20 protein-coding genes are annotated in these 20,370 nt (G+C 35.4%); 2 read left to right on the top strand and 18 right to left on the bottom strand.

Features of this window, described 5'->3' with window-relative positions:
* Positions 1-324 precede the first annotated feature (324 nt).
* From CWS01_RS06555 to CWS01_RS06545, 3 genes are all read right to left on the bottom strand, one after another.
* Positions 325-1,386, bottom strand: coding sequence for an AI-2E family transporter (locus tag CWS01_RS06555; RefSeq protein WP_101176397.1), 1,062 nt, complete (start codon positions 1,384-1,386; stop codon positions 325-327).
* A gap of 243 nt (positions 1,387-1,629) precedes the next feature.
* Positions 1,630-1,761 (bottom strand): YrzQ family protein, encoded by a 132-nt coding sequence (locus tag CWS01_RS06550; RefSeq protein WP_101176396.1) that lies wholly within the window; start codon positions 1,759-1,761, stop codon positions 1,630-1,632.
* An 80-nt stretch (positions 1,762-1,841) separates the two neighbouring features.
* Positions 1,842-2,033, bottom strand: a complete 192-nt coding sequence (locus CWS01_RS06545) for a hypothetical protein (RefSeq protein WP_101176395.1) — start codon at positions 2,031-2,033, stop codon at positions 1,842-1,844.
* A gap of 970 nt (positions 2,034-3,003) precedes the next feature.
* Between CWS01_RS06545 and CWS01_RS06540 the strand changes: the two genes are divergently transcribed.
* Entirely contained in the window at positions 3,004-3,432 is a 429-nt protein-coding gene (locus CWS01_RS06540) for a hypothetical protein (RefSeq protein WP_101176394.1), read from the top strand.
* Between the two features lie 376 nt (positions 3,433-3,808).
* Here the strand turns inward: CWS01_RS06540 and CWS01_RS06535 are convergent, their stop codons facing one another.
* From CWS01_RS06535 to cymR, 6 genes are all read right to left on the bottom strand, one after another.
* On the bottom strand, positions 3,809-3,997 hold the full coding sequence (locus tag CWS01_RS06535; protein ID WP_101176393.1) for a hypothetical protein: 189 nt from the start codon (positions 3,995-3,997) through the stop codon (positions 3,809-3,811).
* A gap of 256 nt (positions 3,998-4,253) precedes the next feature.
* A complete protein-coding gene (recD2, locus tag CWS01_RS06530; protein WP_101176392.1) occupies positions 4,254-6,692 on the bottom strand; it encodes an SF1B family DNA helicase RecD2 in 2,439 nt (812 codons plus the stop codon).
* 63 nt (positions 6,693-6,755) lie between these two features.
* On the bottom strand, positions 6,756-7,406 hold the full coding sequence (locus tag CWS01_RS06525) for a tetratricopeptide repeat protein (protein WP_101176391.1): 651 nt from the start codon (positions 7,404-7,406) through the stop codon (positions 6,756-6,758).
* Between the two features lie 249 nt (positions 7,407-7,655).
* Entirely contained in the window at positions 7,656-8,771 is a 1,116-nt protein-coding gene (gene mnmA, locus CWS01_RS06520) for a tRNA 2-thiouridine(34) synthase MnmA (RefSeq protein WP_101176390.1), read from the bottom strand.
* Positions 8,772-8,846: 75 nt separating this feature from the next.
* Positions 8,847-9,989, bottom strand: a complete 1,143-nt coding sequence (locus CWS01_RS06515; RefSeq protein ID WP_101176389.1) for a cysteine desulfurase family protein — start codon at positions 9,987-9,989, stop codon at positions 8,847-8,849.
* A 73-nt stretch (positions 9,990-10,062) separates the two neighbouring features.
* A complete protein-coding gene (cymR, locus tag CWS01_RS06510) occupies positions 10,063-10,485 on the bottom strand; it encodes a cysteine metabolism transcriptional regulator CymR (RefSeq protein ID WP_101176388.1) in 423 nt (140 codons plus the stop codon).
* Between the two features lie 121 nt (positions 10,486-10,606).
* On the opposite strand from cymR, the gene CWS01_RS06505 reads away from it, so the two are divergent.
* The gene (locus CWS01_RS06505) at positions 10,607-10,801 is read left to right on the top strand and encodes a hypothetical protein (protein WP_101176387.1); all 195 of its coding nucleotides are present in this window, start codon (positions 10,607-10,609) and stop codon (positions 10,799-10,801) included.
* A 291-nt stretch (positions 10,802-11,092) separates the two neighbouring features.
* On the opposite strand, the gene CWS01_RS06500 is transcribed toward CWS01_RS06505, so the two are convergent.
* The 9 genes from CWS01_RS06500 to CWS01_RS06460 form a co-directional block, all read right to left on the bottom strand.
* Positions 11,093-12,235 carry a M20 peptidase aminoacylase family protein gene (locus CWS01_RS06500; protein WP_101176386.1) on the bottom strand — a complete coding sequence of 381 codons (1,143 nt, stop codon included), beginning with the start codon at positions 12,233-12,235 and terminating at the stop codon, positions 11,093-11,095.
* Positions 12,236-12,333: 98 nt separating this feature from the next.
* Entirely contained in the window at positions 12,334-13,446 is a 1,113-nt protein-coding gene (gene menC / locus CWS01_RS06495; protein WP_101176385.1) for an o-succinylbenzoate synthase, read from the bottom strand.
* A gap of 117 nt (positions 13,447-13,563) precedes the next feature.
* Positions 13,564-14,856 (bottom strand): replication-associated recombination protein A, encoded by a 1,293-nt coding sequence (locus CWS01_RS06490; protein ID WP_101176384.1) that lies wholly within the window; start codon positions 14,854-14,856, stop codon positions 13,564-13,566.
* 224 nt (positions 14,857-15,080) lie between these two features.
* Positions 15,081-16,034: an ABC transporter permease gene (locus CWS01_RS06485; protein WP_101176383.1), complete on the bottom strand. Its 954-nt coding sequence runs from the start codon at positions 16,032-16,034 to the stop codon at positions 15,081-15,083.
* A complete protein-coding gene (locus CWS01_RS06480) occupies positions 16,031-16,945 on the bottom strand; it encodes an ABC transporter ATP-binding protein (RefSeq protein ID WP_101176382.1) in 915 nt (304 codons plus the stop codon). The genes CWS01_RS06485 and CWS01_RS06480 overlap by 4 nt, the downstream gene beginning before the upstream one ends.
* A 14-nt stretch (positions 16,946-16,959) precedes the next feature.
* A complete protein-coding gene (locus tag CWS01_RS06475; protein ID WP_101176381.1) occupies positions 16,960-17,664 on the bottom strand; it encodes an ABC transporter ATP-binding protein in 705 nt (234 codons plus the stop codon).
* Entirely contained in the window at positions 17,651-18,040 is a 390-nt protein-coding gene (locus CWS01_RS06470; protein ID WP_101176380.1) for a GntR family transcriptional regulator, read from the bottom strand. The genes CWS01_RS06475 and CWS01_RS06470 overlap by 14 nt, the downstream gene beginning before the upstream one ends.
* 4 nt (positions 18,041-18,044) lie before the next feature.
* The gene (locus CWS01_RS06465) at positions 18,045-18,809 is read right to left on the bottom strand and encodes a hypothetical protein (protein WP_101176379.1); all 765 of its coding nucleotides are present in this window, start codon (positions 18,807-18,809) and stop codon (positions 18,045-18,047) included.
* Positions 18,810-19,425: 616 nt separating this feature from the next.
* Complete coding sequence (locus CWS01_RS06460; RefSeq protein WP_101176378.1) at positions 19,426-20,196, bottom strand: tRNA threonylcarbamoyladenosine dehydratase; 771 nt, start codon at positions 20,194-20,196, stop codon at positions 19,426-19,428.
* Positions 20,197-20,370: the final 174 nt, after the last annotated feature.

Here is a 20,370-nt window from a genome sequence, read left to right as displayed (position 1 = left end):
TCAGCATAAAAAAAACTTCCATCCCTGGACAGGGACGAAAGTATGCTTTCGGTACCACCCTGATTACGGTAAAAAATCTACCATCTCTCATTAGTTCCTTAACGCGGAACTACGGCAGGGATTAGCTGCATTCAAGAACTAGCTTTCGATTATCCCTCACTTAGAATTCCTTGCAGCCTATGGAAATTCCTCTCTGCCATGCCTATGCATTAAGCGGACTATAATCTACTTTAATCTATCAACATTTTATCAAAATTTAATTCTACATTTCGCATTATACTGATTATTATGCAGTATTGTCAATATAGTATCATGTTAGACCATCTATGTCTTTTTTCCAAAATGCTTACGTAAATGAATAAGAGCTACTCTCAATATAGAAAGAACAGGAACAGCAATAATCATGCCAATTATTCCACCAACTTCTCCTCCGAGGAGCAGAGCAAACATAATAAATAATGGGTGCATATGCATGCTTTTCCCTACAATAAAGGGAGATAAAATATTCCCTTCTAAAAATTGCAAGACAATGATGATGATGGCCGTAATCAGCAGCATTTTAACAGATATCGTGCTTGCAATAATAACAGCCGGCACCGCTCCAATTATTGGGCCAAAATAGGGAATGACATTTGTAATGCCAATAATAATTCCTAAAACAAGAGGATATTTCATATGAAAAAACCAAAATAATAGGGTCGAAATAAAACCAATAATAAAACAAACCAATAATTGTCCTCTTATATAGCTGCCTAAAGATAAATTAACATCTTTAAGAAATAAGGAGCCACTATTCCTCCATTTAGCAGGTGTAATAAATGCTGTTGCCTTTTTGACAGCATTTATATCTTTTAACATATAAAATGATATAAATGGGATAAGCATAATGATAAGAACGGAATTGACAATCCCCATAGCCCCTTTAATCACTTTCGTTAACAGCTCATCCATTTTCACTTCAAAGGATTCAATGCCATTATCAACCTTTTCTTGCATATTTTCAGGCCATTCCTTTGTTTTTTCTTGTATGTATTGTATCCAATCCCGATACTGATTAGAAAGTTCTGGAGCACTCTCTGTCAACTCTTCAAGCTGTTCGATAAACACAGGAATACCTTTATAAAATCCATAGCCAATTCCGCCAAAAAATAAGATATAAATAAGAGCAACGGCCAAACCGCGGTGCAATCCTTTTTCATGGAGCCATTCAATGACAGGATGCAGTAAATACGTAATAAATGCACCGATGATAAATGGAGAAATGACTTTTAGCAGTATACTTACAACTGGCAGCCATATCGGAGATAGTTTGACAAAGATAAAAAGAACAATAAATACTAATAGAGAAAACCCTAACCGATAATACCATTTAATCTGAATATCCATCTAATCCCCTCCTACCATATTTTGAGTAGAACGAGGAGAATTTATGCAAAAAGTAGGAATACCTAAAACGGCATCCTACTTTTTAAAAATTTATCACGCAGTAACGGGCAGTAAAATCCCCACCTAAGGGATGGTAAGAGAAAACGAGAAATCCAGGTGGTCAAACTAGCCCATAAAAGCCTGATTGGTTCAACTAACAATCAGTGGGGGATGAAGAAAACCCTCACTGATTGAAGTTTCACTTTATAACGCTTTCATCACACGTTTTTGCAGTTTCTTCATTTGTTTATTGCTGATTATATGATTTTTTTGCATATAGTTGTATACAGCAACACCAGCTCCAACTACTAGCAAAGTATTTAATGTTTTGCCCATCTAAGTGCACCTCGCTATCATTTATTCACGAAAGCTTAAGCAATTTTCACTTTTTCTGAGCTAAATGAACAGAAGACTACCTAAAGAATAAAACGGCGATCATCTTCTTCAAATAAATCATCAAGTGAACTTAAGCTCCCATCCTCTTCAACTTGATGTGTATGAATTACCCCTTTTACTAATGATAATTCAATAAAACAGCTCCAACAGTAATATTGATTAATGCCGATTTTTCCAATATCTTTGCTTTGGCAGTTTGGACAGATCATCATATGGAATGCACCCCATTTAAACATTTTATATGTGGTAGGCACTTTTTTGTCCGTTTAAATAAAAACAATTAAGAACCCTAATTATTTCCATCCTCTCCAAATACCTGCCATTATATACCATCACTTTCCATTCTTTTTTAGGAGTCGGCATGTTTTTTTAATGAAAAGTTTTTTTGCAAGATTGGAATATCCACTCAGTTTAACCAAGCTGAAGATATCATTAGTTTAAGTCTTCGAAAGAGAAACATGCACTGAAATCATTCCCATAATTAACAATTGGCGCTCGAAAAGGGCTGTCCCAAAATAAGAACCACCCTTCTAACTACATATGCCAATCGCCAAATCAAAACAAACTATAGCTTTTTCATTTATCTACGCTACAAACTCTACCCATCGAACTAATTCATAAATGTCTTCATAATCTGGTAAATAACACTATTCTTCTCCACCTATCTTTTCCTCTTTTTCTTTTTGTTTATTATGATCTTCTACTTCTATATCGAAAATCAGCCTCATAAAATCGCTAATTCTAAATGTTTTTTTCCCCTTTTAACAAGCTGTACAGTCGCATAGCCATGACTTTTTGATTCTCTCGCTTCTATAATGATCTTCTTGAATCAATTCTCAAAACTATTTTATCCAATGAACTTATCAGAAACAAACCTTCATAATTGGGAATATCGACCCACAATTCTTGATCCGTTTCAGTCTTGTTTAATTGATTTAATTGATAGAGGTTAATCTACTAATGAGGTTTATAAGTAAACAGAAAAAATAAGCAAAAGGATGTTTATCCATTAAGGGAGGACCTTCTCTTTTTGTTGATCAAAACGTGAATCAGTATAAGTATAGCTGAAAAAATATGATGAAAATGAATCATTTTTATTTACTTATTACAAATAATAAACTATTTGTCCGAATCAAAATGCTTCCAAATTGCATTTTATATAGTATGAAAGGGGGGAGAAAAATGAGTCTGCTAAACGAGTTTAATTCTACTTCACCTGTCAGCAATACTTCTGGTACTGTTGCAATCCCGTTGCTTCTAACTTTTCGTGTAATCGCTTCATTAAATGGTCCGAGAACAGTAACTATCGACAACTCTAGTAACAAAGTACAACTGGAAGCTACTATTGGTTGGGCAGCAAATGCTGCTGAAACAACAGTAGAATTTGCAATTCTTAGGGACAACCCTAATACTGGTACAGTCATCTTTACTACAAGACAATCTGGAGAAGCAGGGTCTGATGCTAATCAAAACACTACATTCGAGCATATTGACCTACCTAAAACTACTGGAGATGTTCTTTATTACTTGGAAGCTAGAGTGGTTACTGGCAGTGCTACTGTAATTGGACCAGTAACGTTCTCTGGTGCTGAGATTCTACCTAATCCTTAGTCTTTTCTACTTTAGTCTTTGATATAAGTATGTTAGTAGGATCTATTTACCTTTATAGTATACGGAAAAACAGAGGAAATATCTTTTTGTATGCTATAAAGGTTTTTTAATCGTAAATTAAGTTGATCAAATAACATTTAAGGTGAATGTATATTTTTTACATAAACTGGATTACGTGTAGTTGGGTTATAGTTAAATCTGTATAGAGAATATTCTATAAGTGATGAAACTTATAATATTATACAACTGTACAAAGCAGTTGCATTTAATCGTTTTAGAAAGCATTCCTTATATATCGCTTCTAATGCGATTGGTAGGTGGCACAAACTTTTTTTCACATATCGAATTGATTAAATCATCAATTTCTAAATTCATTTCATTTTTGATTTTTCAATTTACTTTCATCGATGCTTTTATGATCCATTTCATCTTTACTCTCATCATCTTCAATTGTGAACGCAACTTCATTTAATACCATATTGGGATTTTTGAGATATTTTCTTTCCTTGCTATCCCATACGTAATCTTCTTCTTGAATTTTTTGAGAGGATGTTGGTTCACTCATTTTTAGTTTTTTGTACTATTCTTTTTTATATCTTTACGTTCATTAATTGAAGTAATAATTTCAATAACTGACATTTATGTTTCAACCCCGACTTTTTAATTTCACGTTTAATTTTAAGTTAATTTCAAAAACGAAATTAACTTAAAATTAAAGTCACATAAAAGTCACGTTTTTTTAACTTTCGATAAAAAATCACAAGAAATAAATCCAATTAAACTTTAAGACAAATGTTGATATATCAAAATCCCATAGTGTTTCAAGGATAATCTCCATCCTTTTCCATAAAGTCATACGGTGTAACGTTTTCCATGCCGATTAATGGATCTATTTCATTCATTCGATCGGTGTATAATAAAGAAATCTCTTCCTCTTCTGCTTCCTCCATTTTAATTTCTACTGGGGGACCTTCAGAATCAGATAATATTTCTTTTAATTTCTCTTGCAATGTCGTTTGCCTTAACAATTCATCATTGCGCTTTACGCCAATCTCCATTGCTTCCACTTCACCAAGTAAAATTAAAAATTGCTTGCTTCTTGTAATTCCCGTGTAAATTAAATTTCTTCTCAACATACGGTAATAGCTTTTTACAATCGGCATAATAACAATTGGAAACTCGCTTCCTTGTGATTTATGGACAGAACAGCAAAAAGCATGGGTGATCTGATGCAAATCTTGTCTCGTATAAGTCGTTTCGATTCCATCAAAAGAAACAACAATCATATCTTGCTTTTCTGTATTTTCTTTTGCATAAAAGATAGAGACAATCTCTCCCATATCCCCATTATATACATGGTTTTCTGGCTGATTAACAAGCTGCAGTACTTTATCGCCAATTCGGTATACAACCTCGCCAAACTTTAATTCTTTTCTTCTGCCCTCTGAGTTTGGATTTAATATTTCTTGCAAAATAACATTCATCCGATCAATTCCCGCAGGTCCACGGTACATAGGTGCGAGCACTTGGATATCCATTGGTGCATATCCTTTTTTCTTCGCATTTAAAACTACCTTTTTGATTGCTTCTCCAATTTGTCCTTGTGTGCATTTAATAAAAGAGCGGTCATTTTGCTGCATAGTAAGATTTTCAGGCAAGCCCCCCTTTTTGATTTCATGGGCAAGTTCAATAATGGAAGACCCTTCTGCCTGACGGTAAATATCAGTTAATCTTACTGTTGGAATGCATTCAGAGGCAAGCAGATCTTTTAGCACTTGTCCTGGACCAACAGACGGCAACTGGTCTTCATCGCCTACAAGGATTACTTGCATATGCTCTGGCACTGCCTTAAATAATTGATGAGCAAGCCAAATATCTACCATAGAAGTTTCATCTACAATTAAAATTTTCCCAGAAAGAGGATTATCTTCATCACGGTCAAATCCACCGGAACCATTCCACCCTAATAAACGGTGAATAGTCACAGCAGGAAGCCCTGTCGATTCTGTCATTCTTTTTGCTGCTCGACCAGTTGGCGCAGCCAGTACAAATGGGAATACTTCTTCTTTTTTATACATGCTTGAATCTAATGAACATCCATGCAACTCTCCATAAAGCTCCACGATCCCTTTAATTACCGTTGTTTTCCCTGTACCAGGACCCCCTGTTAACATCAGCATCGGCGACATTAAAGCTGTTTGAATCGCTTCTTTTTGCGATGGAGCGTATTGTACACCAAGACGATCCTCTAAATCTCCTAATGCTAATAAAAATTCCGATTCAGGAAATTGGTCTTTATATTCTGTTTGATCAAGGATTCGTTTAATATTGCGAACAAGTCCTTTTTCGGAAAAATAGAGAGAAGGGAGATAAACCTTTTTCTCTTCTCCGATTATTTTCCCTTCTTCTTCTAATTGAATAATCTGCTCTGCAATGCTTGAAAACTCAATTTCTTCTTTCTTATTTTCTTCTAAAAGATCTTTCACTTTCTCAAGCAAAACCTGTAGATCTAAATAAACATGGCCTGCTTGCTGACTGGCTAATTCTAAAATATAAAAGCAGCCTGCCTTTAATCGATCTGGGTGATTACCTGTCAAACCTAACTGTGATCCTAAATCATCGGCTCTTCCAAAACCAATTCCTTCTACATCTTCTACTAATTGATATGGATTATTTTGAATAATATCCAAAGTCGTTTCTTTATAGGTTTGGTATATTTTCATCGAAAGCTGTGGACCAAACCCATATTCATTTAGTGCAATCATCGCTTGTTCCAGCCCTTGGTGCTTCATTAATGTGTCATATACAGATTTAGCTTTGTCTGGAGGGAGTTTGGGCACTGTTTCAAGCAATGATGGCTTGCTTAAAATCCGTGATATCGAATTTTCTCCAAGGGTGTCCACAATGCTTTCTGCTGTTTTAACGCCGATTCCTTTAAACAAATCACTAGATAGGTAAGTAATAATCCCCTGTTTTGTCTGAGGCATTTCTTTGCGAAAGGATGTCACAATAAATTGTTTGCCAAATTTCGGATGTTCTTTAAAATCCCCAAAAAAACAATATGTTTCCTGTTCATGAATTTTAGGCAAATACCCTGTAATAACCGCTTCTTTATCTTCATAATTAGCATTTGTTTCTTCGATCCTGATTCTCATGACCGTATACAAATTTTGTTCATTATAAAAAATCGTGACAAGATGATGTCCTTTTACATAAGTAGGCTCTTCTTTAAAAAGATCCAATGATTCTTGTTCTTTCAATCTTCTCCCTCCTTTCTATTTAATGATTTTTAGATTTCTTCTATTTTGGTCTATAAAACAAATTTATTCTGCTTCTAGAATTTTTTTTCCGTATCCTGCAAGCATATGATCTGGCTGAATGGCTAATGCTTTATCAAACATGTCCATTGCATGCTCTCCTTGCTCTTTAAATCCATATGCAACCCCTAAATTGTAATAAGCATCTGCATGGAACTCATCTATTTGAACACAGCGGTTAAATTGTTCAATTGCTTCATCGATGTATTCAGCTTGTGCAAGGCATAGACCTAGCTGAAAATACGCCTCTGCATCCTTGTCATTTAATTCTACCGCTCGCTGCAGATAAGGAATTGCAAATGTTGACTGTTCTAGTCCAATCAATGTCAGTCCTAGCATAAAAAAAGTATCACTATTTTCCAACCCTTTATTAATAGCTGCTTCAAACATCTCTTTTGCTTCTATCAACTGTTCCTGCTCAAAATAAACATTTCCTGCACTATAATAAGCAGCAGCAGCATTTCCATCTATTTCTATTGCTTTTTTATAAAAAGTTAAGGCTCTTTCCTGATCTCCTAATGCCGATAAGACGTTGCCGAAGTTAATGTAGGACACAGGGTTATTGGGAGCTTTTTCAATCTCTTCCATAAATACTTTTGCTGCTTCTTCCCATTTTCCTTCTTGCATATATTGAATACCCAATTCATTATTTTCCACTTAAAACACTCCATTTCTATGTACAAATTATAGCATATTTATCCTTCTGGCTACCTCTATCGCCTCGTTATTCACTTCCTTTTACGATGCATTTTCCAACTAGCCAAAAATCATTTTATCATATCATCTGTTATTAGCATCTCTTACAAAAAAAAGAAACACTAAATGCCAGCCCAGAATTTTCCTCAAAAGCAATTGCATCTTCAGGATATAAATCAGGACTAGCCTTTAATATTTCTTTAAAAATATTTAGCCAACATATGTTAGTCTATCGTTATTTTTAAATACTTGATCAATTGTTCCTCCGCCTAAACATTCTTCGCCTTGATAAAATACTACAGCTTGGCCTGGAGTTACAGCACGAATAGGCTCATCAAAAATTACTTTTACACTTGTTTCATCCAATATCTCAACCGTGACTTTATTGTCTGGCTGGCGATATCTGAATTTAGCTGTGCACGCAAAAGATGCAGGCATTTTATCTTTGGAAACCCAGCTGACATTTGTCGCAATAATACTATCTGAGTATAATTTTTCATGATGGAAACCTTGATCAACGTATAATACATTTCTATTTAAGTCTTTACCGATTACAAACCAAGGATCGCCGCTTCCACCGATACCAAGACCATGTCTTTGTCCAATTGTATAATACATTAATCCGTCATGGCGTCCGACTACTTTACCATCAAAAGTTTCCATATTTCCTTTTTGTGCAGGCAAATAGCCACTTAGAAATTCTTTGAAATTACGTTCGCCAATAAAACATATCCCTGTACTATCTTTTTTTGTTGCTGTTGCGAGATTCGCTTTTGCTGCCAATTCCCGCACTTTCGATTTTTCCATACTTCCTATTGGGAACATTACTTTTTCCAACTGCTCTTCCGTTAGTTGATTGAGAAAATATGTTTGATCCTTATTTTCATCTTTTCCACGAAGCATGCGGACTTTGTCATTTTCTCTGACTACTTGAGCATAATGTCCTGTAGCTAGATAATCAGCGCCTAGATTCATTGCATGCTCTAAGAACGCTTTGAATTTAATCTCTTTATTGCACATAACATCTGGATTTGGTGTTCTGCCCGCTTTATACTCCTCTAAAAAATACGTAAATACTTTGTCCCAATATTGCTTTTCAAAATTCACGGCATAATAGGGAATTTCTAATTGATTACAAACACGTATAACATCCTCGTAATCTTCAGTTGCTGTACAAACGCCAAATTCATCTGTATCATCCCAATTTTTCATGAAAATCCCAATAACATCATACCCTTGCTCTTTTAGCAATAATGCTGCAACAGAGGAATCCACTCCCCCTGACATTCCAACAACTACTCTTGTATCTTTTGGTGCCTTTTCCATTTGTTGTTTCCACCCCTATATCTTTTTCCGTCCTTCTATAGGGAAATTTACAGTAGAGTAATCAAGTTCTGCCTTTTATCTTGTTAATCTTTGTACTATTTTCCCTAATTCTTGACCGGCTTTTGTTATTTGTTCTACCGTATTATTTAAACCGAAACTAAAACGAATCGAATTTTGTGTTCTCTCTGAGTTTTCTCCAAACATACTCACAAGTACATGTGATGGATCAACAGAACCTGCCGTACATGCAGAACCGCTTGATACCGCAATTCCTGCTAAATCTAAATTCACTAGCATTGCCTCCACATTTGTTCCGGGAAAGCTTAAGTTTAAAACATGTGGGAGGGATTTATCAACTAATCCGTTTGGCACATATTCTATTTGTTGTGAGTCTAGTTGCTTAAAGAGAATTTCTTTATATCGAGTAAACAATGCTCTTTTCTGCTCCCGTTCTGCTTCCGCAATTTCCACTGCTGTCTGAAATCCTGCTACTGCAGGAACATTTTCTGTTCCTGCTCTGCGCTTGCGTTCCTGTTCGCCCCCGTACAGACGAGGAGATAGGCTAATGCCATTTTCAATATATAAAAATCCAATTCCTTTTGGACCATTTATTTTATGGGAAGATACACTCAATAAATTAATATGCTGTTTTTTCACATTAATTTCCTCTAAACCATATGCCTGTACAGCATCTGTATGAAAAACGGCTTGATGATTTTTCAGCATTTCTCCAATTTCTGTAATTGGCTGCAGACTGCCTACTTCATTGTTTCCATACATTATCGTAACAAGGATTGTATCTTCTCGCAATGCATGTGCAAAATCTTCCATATTAATTATTCCAAACTCATTAACAGGCAAATACGTTACTTCATAGCCGTTTTTCTCTAATTGTTCACATGCATGCAAAACAGCATGATGTTCAATTTGCGAAGTAATAATATGTTTGCCTTTATGCTTTAAACTTTCAGCAACGCCAAAAATGGCATGATTATCTGCTTCCGTTCCGCCGCTTGTAAATACAATCTCTGTACTTTGTGCTCCAATGCTTTGGGCAAAAGTATCTCTTGCTTTATCGACAATATTTCTTGCTTCACGACCATATGAATGAATGCTCGATGGATTTCCAAAAACAGTGTTCATCACTTGATGCATTCTATCAATTACTTTTGGATGCATAGGGGCTGTTGCCGCATGATCCAGGTAAATTTTTTTCAATTCATTCACCTACTATATATAATTAGACTTACATTTTGCATAAACTATCACAATGATTAATTGTCGCCAATACTTAAATATAAAACATATAAGAATCTGGCATATTTCCATCTTCTTTATAATTCGCTAAATCCTTAATCGTTGTGCCATCTAATACATCTTTTACGGCATCTCTAATTTTCATCCATAGAGCTTTTTTTGCTGGTTCTTCATCTTCTAATCCTTCTACAGGACTAATTGGACCTTCTAATGTTCGGATGATGTCTCCAGCAGTAATCTTCTCCGGATCATCTCCTAAAACATATCCCCCGTATGCTCCTCTAATGCTTCTGACAAACCCTGCATTTCGCAATGGTGCAACTAATTGTTCCAAATAATGTTCAGATAAATTATTAGATTGCGCAATTGTTTTAAGTGAGATTGGTCCTTCACCATGTTTTTTTGCAAGTTCCATCATGATGGTTAATCCGTAACGACCTTTTGTTGAGATTTTCATCACTATTCCCCCTTTATTTTCATTAAGTATACAAATATTTTTCTATGACTGTTTTCTAAAAGATGGTTGTTTTTCGGATCGTTTCCATGAGTAAATCCATTGTTAAAACAGGTGGATTGGAGTGAAAGGTGCGAGCTCCTGTGGGATTAGCGGAATAGGTGAGACCCCGCAGGCACAGCCTGAGGAGGCTCACCGCCCGCCCCACGGAAAGCGAGCAGCCTGCAATGAAAATCAACCTACTCCTTTAAAAGCAACAAAGTTTACGAAAACAGCCTTTTTCTATAAACTAGTAAATGACTCTATTTTTTTCCAATAAGGGTCCTGCCTATTGATCAACCACTTTAGTCCCTTGTGATAATTTTTTTATATAACGAAAAGAGGCAACCACGATTATACCATAATTCGACATTATTTGCGGTCCCCTTATATTATGGCAATAAAATATACTTTTTCTCTTATAGTATTTCCAATCTATTTAATAGGATATCACATTTATGTTATTATTGTCTTTTTAAGAGCATTCTTTTATGGAATGCTTACTTAAAATAAAACAAAGCTGCCAAAATTAAGACAGCTTTCTTTACTCTATGTATCGTTTTCTTTTGCCTTATGGATTTTGGAGCAGCTTGATTGTAGCAAGCACCATTATTTTAATTCCATTTAACAAACTATCTAAATTAAAAGACATATTAGGATGATGAAGACCTGGCTGCAAGTCGCTTCCTAACCCAATCATAGTAGCTTTAAGCTTTCTTTTATGGTGATAATAAAAATGAAAATCTTCTCCGCCTGGCGTTACTGGCGGCAGAACTAGATTATCGTCTCCAAGCATTTCAACGATGCTTTCTGCTGCAATTTTTTCCATCGCTGGATTAGGGATTGCGGCTACCATTTCAGCAAGAATCTCCATCTCTACCTTTGCACCATTTGCTTCTCCCGCATTTATAATTGCTTTTTTCAGCTTTTTCAGCAGCTCCTGCATTGCTTCATTCGTTTGCGCCCTTATATCAATGCCGAATTCTCCATAATCAGGAATTATATTAAAGTTTTTCCCTCCTGCTTGTGCATATGTCATTTTAATGGTAGAGGGAACTGCTGGATTAATTGGAATCGACCGGATTGTCGCATTAATTAAAGATAAGCTATCAATGACATTCACTCCTAAATGATGGCGTGCAGCATGTGCTTGCATGCCAAATATTCTTCCTTTTAAAATAGTCGAAGCACCATGATAAATAGCGGCAGAGCAGTTTGGAAACCTCATTTCTTGAATAGGCCTTACATGAAGTCCTAACAAATAATCGATATCATCGATTACGCCTTTCCTTAATAAAGATAGAGCTCCTCCTCCAGTTTCTTCTGCAGGCTGAAAAATACTTTTAATTAGCCCTTTTGGTTCTATGCCTAATTCTTTTAAACATTTTAATGCAAATATTAAAATCGTCATATGCCCATCATGTCCGCAGGAATGGTTTGCCTTCCAGGTGCCATTCACATTTTGCCATAATGCATCCATATCTGTTCTTAATCCGACAACAGGTCCTTCTTCTTTTTTGCCAAAGTAGCCAATTACTCCCGTTTGATCAGAAAAACGAGTATATGGTATTTGCAGTTGTTTAAGCTGCTTACATATAAAATCCGTTGTTTGTTTCTCTTCCCAGCTAATTTCCCCATTTTGGTGCAAATAATGATACATTTCTTTCACTTCTTTTTCATAGCTGTCCACTAAAGCATGTATTTTTTCTTGCATTATCCACCTCCTCCTTCTTTTATATCGTGTACCTTTTGATTTTAATTTTATGGAAAACTTATTGATTTTGCCTTTCTTCCAAAAATCACAAACATCATCTAATTTTCATATATTTTTCTGCTTATTCGATATTTTTTTATGCTGTCTCCCTTTAGTTCATAGCCAATTCCTGGAGCAGCTGGAACTTGTATCGTTCCTGGTTTTGATAGAACTACTTCTGGATAAATGATATCTTCATGCCAATATCTGTTTGATGCAGATGTATCTCCTGCAATAGTAAAATTGGCTAAAGATGTAATCGCAATATTATGGGCACGACCAATGCCCCCCTCTAACATTCCCCCACACCAAACCGGAATATTATTTTTGGCACACAGATCGTGGATTTTTTTTGCTTCAGACAATCCCCCTACCCTGCCAATCTTAATATTAATAATTTGGCAGCTTCCTAACTCAATTGCTTTGCGAGCATCTTCTGCCGAATTGATGCTTTCATCTAAACAAATAGGTGTTGTCAGCTGTTTTTGCAGTTTCGCATGGTCCACAATATCATCAAATCCTAAAGGCTGTTCAATCATCAGCAATTTTAACGGATCTAGTTTTTGCAATTTATTTGTATCTTGTAAAGTATATGCTGAATTTGCATCAGCCATTAACGGAATATTATATCCAAATCGCTCTCTGATTTTTTGCAACGGTTCTATATCATAATCTGGTTTAATTTTCACTTTAATTTTTTTATACCCTTCATGCAGAAATTGTTCTACCTTTCCGAGAAGATCCTCTATCGACTTTTCAATGCCGATGCTGACTCCAACATCAATTTCTTTTCGGCTTCCGCCAAGAGCTGTTGCTAAGGATATGCCTTTTTGTTTACTGTGAAGATCCCAAACTGCACCTTCTAACGCTGCTTTTGCCATATTATTTCTTCGGATGGGAGCAAAAATCGTTGTTATATCATCTGGATGATTAATTGTATTGCGGAACAATAATGGGATTAGAAATTGATCGAGCATATAGGAAATCGTTCCAGTGGTTTCTTCTGTATAAGTGGGATCTGGGAGCGCTACTGACTCCCCATAGCCGATATATTCGCCACTATACATTTGAATAACAAGAAAATCTTTCTCGACCATTCTGCCAAAACTTGTTTCAAATGGGTGCACTAAAGGCATTTTTATATGGTCGATAATTACTTTGTCTATCTTCATCCTTTTTCACCTCTATTAATTTTGTTTATGCTTCTCATTTTTCTTCTTGCACAATAAAACGGGCCTGTCCTTTTAAGAGCAGTCCCATCGTTTGTCTAGCAGCGCTTTTTTCTAAGATTATTCCTGTTTTTCTTGACGAAATCTTGCTAACTTTTCATAAATAGCCCCAAGTTTTTTTTCTTCTCCAGCTTCTATTGGCATATAAAACTGTGTGCCCACTATATTTTCTGGCAAATACTGTTGATTTACCCAACCCCCAAATGTTCCGATTGGAAAATCATGTGGGTAAACGTAGCCAACATGTCCCAATGCTTTGGCTCCTTGATAATGTCCATCTCTAAGATGCATAGGAATTTCCCCCACATTTCCTGCACGAATTGCAGCAATTGCTTTATCTAATGCAAGATAAGCAGAATTGGATTTAGAAGATAAGCACATTTCCACAACAGCTACAGCTAGTGGAATTCTCGCTTCTGGCAGTCCAAGTCTCTCGCTTGCCGTAACCGCTGCTAAAACATTATTTCCTACAGAAGTGTTAGCAAGACCAATATCTTCATAAGCAATTACTAGTAATCTGCGGTTAAGCGCCACTAAGTCTCCTGTTTCAATTAAATGGGCTAAATAATAAAGGGCTGCATCTACATCGCTTCCTCTAATGCTTTTTTGCAAGCTGGATAATAGATTATAAAAATGAGAGCCTTTTTTATCTCCATAGACTCCTACTTTATCAATCATTTGTTCCACCGTTTCATCTGTCACTATAAAAACTTCCCCTTTTTTGTCAGAAGAATATACGATCGACTCAAGCAGGGTTAAAGATTTTCTCGCATCTCCGTTCGTACCTGCTGCAATACTTTTTATTTGCTTCTCTGTTATTTCTATTTGAAGATTTCCTAGACCTTTTTCTTTTTCATTTATGGCCCGATGCAATAATTCTTCAATATCTTGAGCAATTAGACGGGTTAATTGCTTTATTTGTCCGCATCTGCTTCTAATCGCCGGATTTACGTCATGAAAAGGATTTTCCGTCGTCGCACCTATTAATACAATATCTCCACGCTCCACATGTGGCAGCAAATAATCTTGTTGAGCTTTATTAAAACGATGGATTTCATCTAAGAATAAAATCACTTTTCCCGTTAATCTCGCTTCGTCCACTACATGTTCTACATCTTTTTTGCCTGCGGTTGTTGCATTTAATGCAATAAAAGGTAGATTGGTTGTACCTGCAATAGCAAACGCTATCGATGTTTTTCCGATTCCAGGTTCCCCATACAAAAGCATGGATGGAACATGGCCGTTTTTGATCATTTTATATAAAGTTGTTTGCTTTCCAATAACATCTTTTTGACCAACGATTTCTTCAAGTGTTGTTGGCCGCATTCGATAAGCAAGTGGCTCACCGTTCATTACTAACACCTTCTTATCACTCGCATCTTTTTTCTTATTATAACGCAGCAATAACAGAAAGGAAAAGAACAGGCATTCTAAGTGTATCCCCCTTTTTAGCAGTAAAAGGACATTTTTTCATCAGGCTCTTTTACGGTTACTTCTCCGGCGGTCATTTTGTGGTTATTCGCCGTCCTCTCCAAAATAAAAAACGGAATAACTGTAATCGTTATTCCGTCTATATCTTAAGCAGCAACATCTCGTTTATTAAATACGAAAAACGCAAAAAAATGAAATAAACAAAAATACAAAATCAGCATAATAATGGAGAAGGTTATCGTCATACCGCTTACCATTGGAACTCCATCAAAATAGCGGAGCAAATCTGTATTGGCAAACAAAATATATTTCGCCCATTCAAATCTGCTTGCTAAAAGCATGGTTGCTGTTGACCCCATAAACATTAAAAAGATCGCTACGCCAATAGCTAAAGAACTATTGCGGAAAACAGTTGAAATCATAAATGCCATTGTTGACAGCATCAGCATACTTATTGAATTAAATCCATAATAGACAATAAGATGAACAATCATGCTTTGCTCTTTTACTATTCCATTATAATAGGCTAAATATGGATAGCTTTCTTCTGGTAATCCAAATAAGATAGCGCCTAGTATAAAGGAAAATAGAAATAAAACCACTAACAAAAGCAAACCGAAGGCAATAATCATGATATATTTTGATAATAAAATTTTCGTTCTGCTGATTGGCCTGATAAGGAGTAGTTTAACGGTTCCCCAGTTAAATTCATTTGCAACAATTCCTGCTGCAATAATAATGGTAAAAAGTGCTACAAGAGAAATAAGTTGGGAGCTGTCTGATACAAAATCCCAAACTGAATAATCAGTATTTGTGGAAATATCATGTTTGAGCCGATACTCATTTAAGGCAATTTGCTGCTTATAATAATTAACTGATTCTTCTGGAAGCGCCTCGTCCTTTAGTTGTTCTTTGTATCCTTTATTTTCTAATTCAAGACCGTGTTTCCAGTTCTCATTATTAGGAACCGTTAAACCGTTCTCCTGATATTTTGTAAATATGCCGATTGCTGCAACTACTAATAGGATTATGCCAATCATAACGATGGTCGCAGGGCGTCTCCAAATTTTCATCCATTCATTTCTGACAAGCTCAATCATGCCTCTTCCTCCCCTCTAGTTACTTCTAAGAAACGGTCTTCTAATGTTTTGGATATTTTTTTTATTCCATAAATATCAATTTCTCTTTCAACAAACTTACGAATTATTGCTGGTATGTCTTCTTTTGAAAAAGTGCCTTCAATATATAAATCATTAATAGCCGCTTTTGATTGAGGAAAATATTTCTGAATGAGCTTTAGTGCCTCATCTTTCCGATTAACCTCTATCTCATACATTTGTTCCATGTTGCCGACAAAGTCTTTTACTAATTGTACATCGACCAATTTCCCGCCTTGAATAATCCCAATGCGGTCACACATCATTTCCATTTCAGATAATAAATGGCTAGAAACAATAACGGCCATATTGCGATTTCTTGCAAGCATCCGCAAATGGTCGCGAATCTCTCGAATGCCTGCGGGATCTAATCCATTTGTCGGCTCATCTAAAATCAGCACTTTTGGATCATGAAGCAAACTTTGCGCGAGTCCTAGACGCTGTCTCATCCCTAAAGAATAGGTGCGGACTTTATCATGGATTCGATCAGTTAAGCCAACAAGCTCCACTACCTCCATAATCTTTTCCTTTGTTATTCCTTTTGTCATGCGGGCATAATGAAGCAAATTATGATAGCCGCTTAAAAATTTATACATTTCTGGATTTTCAACAATTGCGCCAATATGCTGGACTGCTTTCTCAAAGTTTTTCTTTACACTCTGTTCACATATATAAATATCTCCCTCACTAATATCGATTAATCCAACCATCATTCGAATGGTTGTGGTTTTGCCCGCTCCATTTGGTCCAAGAAAACCAAATACTTCCCCTTCTTCTACATTAAAACTTAAAGAATCAATTATCTTTTTGCCTTTTATTACTTTTGAAACATTTTTTATTTCTATCAAGCTCATTCGACTCACTCCTTTCACTTTGCAGATGCACTATTTAAGTTTTCTTTCATCCATTCTAAAACAGATTGCCCCTTTTCTTCCCGTAATTGATCGACATTATACGATGCTACAATTTGACCATTATTTATCGCAATGACTTCATCTAAAATAGGCTCAATTTCTACAATTTCATGTGTTGCAATGATAACTGTTTGTTTTTCAAAATCAATAAATGTTAATAAGCTCTTGACAATGGATTCCCTCACCATCGGATCTAATCCAGAAAATGGTTCATCCATTAATAATATAGGCACATCTCTGCTTAAACTAAGAATAAGTTTTAATCGGCCTCTATTGCCTTTTGATAAGGCTTTTATTTTTTTTGCACCATCAAGTTTCATAAACTCTATTAGCTCTTCTGCTTTATTTATTTGAAAATCAGAAAATTGCGAAGCCGAATAATTAATCATTTCCTTTACCGTAAAACCCTCATAAAACAGATCTAATTCTGTTAAATAAGAAACTTTTTCTGCTATTTTGCGGTTTGACTGTCTATTCATCACAAATACATTTCCAATGCTAGGACGTACAAGACCTGCTATCATCTTTAAAAAAGTTGATTTCCCGCTGCCATTTGCACCAATTAGGCCATAAATTTTCCCTTTTTCTAATGTTAAATTTATATTGCTTAATGCCGTTTCTTTGCCGTATTTTTTCGTTACATTTTCAAAATGTATCATCATTTCCCTCCTTTCTTTTTTTTAAATAACTGTTTAATTTTTCTATCATTTCTTCTTCCTCTATTCCCAGCTCTTGCATATTGCCAACAAACAGCTCCATGGTCTCCATCTGCAACTTTTTGACCATTTTCTCTAAGACAAGTTGATTTTCTGTAATAAAAGTCCCTTGCCCTCTTTTTGTTTCTACCATCTGCATCCTCTCCAATTCTCCATATGTTCTTTGGATAGTGTTTGGATTTACTCCTAATGTAATAGCCATTTCTCTTACAGAGGGGAGCTTTTCACCGGCAGTCCTTTCTAGTCGAACAATTTGCAGCAATATTTTATGGACAATCTGCATATATATTGGTTTTGATGCTTCAAATTCTGCTGCCATTTTATTAAACCTCCACTTTATTATCCAACAACCAGGAAGAGATGATAAAAAGGATAATCACCGTGCAGAGATATCCAGCTATAGTAAATAAAGATATTTCGGTTGCTTCAAATCCCGCTTGAAAAGATACCGAATTACTTTCTATTTGAAACCCATTCCCTACATGAATTGTTCCTAATTTTTTTAATGTTTTAATAAAAGTTAGCTTATTTATCAGGTCTCCTGCTGTATTCCAAATGCCCCATATAATAATCAGCACAAGCCATCTAACACTTTTAATGCGGGGGTAGCTTGCCAAACTATAATAAACAGCCCAATAAAAGATAACCCAAAAGCTAATATATAGTCCGACCCATGATATTGCTACCGCCATGGATAATAAATCTTTAAAATCAAAAAAAGGAGAAATATTGTCTGAAAACAATAATAAGATTCCTGCCAAAGCTGTTGTCAAAAGAGTCAAGATAAGATGATAAATGCTGTTTGCAACAATTTTTGATAGAAGTAGCTTTAAGCTGCTGATAGGGTTATGGAGCCATAATTGTGTTTTACCTTCTATAGTTAATGACTGAAAAACTGCTGTTGGCAAACAGAGCATTTGAATAATGACTAAGACTATCGAAATTACTGTCAACGTATCTATTTTGCCGTAATAGCCTGAAAAACCAGAACCAACGATTAGACTAACAGCAATAATAACTAATGTTTTATAAAAAAAGGGCAAAGAAATTTTCAAATCTTTTTTTAATAAGCCGATAAATGATGTCATATATATACCTCCATTTCCAAATGTATTAGTGTACTACTTAAACAGTACACTAATACATTTATATTCGTCAATAGAATAATTTCCTTTTTCAGGAATATTATATTTAGCCTTATCTCTCATAATCTAAAAATCCCTTTATTAAAAAATAAAAAGAGGTTGGGACACAACTAATTAGATAATCTGTAAAGACGAATAATCTCTAATTTAGCTTTAAAATAAAGGCTGGTTTCGCAATCTTGGTTACTTGTGTTTTTAAATATAGTCAAGTGTAAAAACTAATTCGTTCCATTGTGCTACAGACACTCCATTCCACTTCGTTTTTAAAGGTTGTTATCTAAAAAAAATTTAAAAAAATTTAAAAAATTAATTATTTGGAAAAACTGAGCAGCCTGAATACACGTAGACTCCTGTGGGATTAGCGAGACAGCTTAGACCCTGCAGGCCAGCGCGAGCCCCACGGAAAGCGAAGTGTATTCAGGCTGCGGGTAATAACAACAAACTTTACTGAAATCGCCCTTTTAAAAACTTAAAAACCCGAACGATTATACGTAATTTACGTATAATCGTTCGGGTTTTTCTTCAACTGGAATACTTATGTCCCAGCCTTTTTTCCTTTTTATTTTTTTTCATCTTTTACACGCACAATTTTAATATCCCCTAATAGCTCCTTCACAACATGGCTTGCCATGATTAAACCTGCTACAGAAGGAACAAATGCATTAGAAGAAGGAGGCATTTTTGCTTTGCGGATTGGTGCATCTTCTTTTCCGACTACTTTTACAACATCTTCTCTTATGACAATCGGACTTTCATCAGAAAATACAACCGTAATTCCTTTACGGATTCCTTCTTTGCGAAGTCTTGTGCGAATCACCTTTGCAATAGGATCTGTATGTGTTTTGCTGATATCAGCAATTTGGAAACGTGTTGGATCCATTTTATTAGCTGCACCCATACTAGAAATAATCGGAATATTTCTAGTTAAGCATTCTTTCATTAAATGAATTTTATAGCTGATTGTATCCGATGCATCTACTACATAATCCAAACCATAGTCAAAAATTTCTTCGTATGTTTCTTCCGTATAAAACATTTTTAATGCAATTACTTCACATTCTGGATTGATATCTGCAATTCTTTCAGCCATGATTTCTACTTTAGGACGACCAACTGTTGATAATAATGCGATAACTTGACGGTTTACATTGGTTATATCCACATCATCTTTATCAATTAAAATCAATTTCCCTACACCAGATCTAGCAAGCGCTTCTGCAGCAAACGAGCCAACGCCACCTATACCTAAAACAGCTACCGTACTGTTTTTTAATGTATTTAATCCTTCTTTTCCAATAGCCAATTCATTTCTAGAAAATTGATGCAACATATATATTTCAACTCCATCTTTTTTATTCACAAGTAGTGGAATAATCTAGCTACTATTTAGATGATCATTTTGCAATCTTTTTAATCAATCATTATTAGTATTCCTAATTAATAACGCTATGTAAACTTATTTCCTTTACTTTTCAAGCACAATTACTCCATTTTGTAATATAAC

The organism is Niallia nealsonii, from assembly GCF_002835805.1.
GTDB lineage: Bacteria > Bacillota > Bacilli > Bacillales > Cytobacillaceae > Niallia > Niallia nealsonii.
The sequence above is the reverse complement of the archived record's forward strand: the minus strand, read 5'-3'. Positions and strand labels throughout refer to the sequence as shown.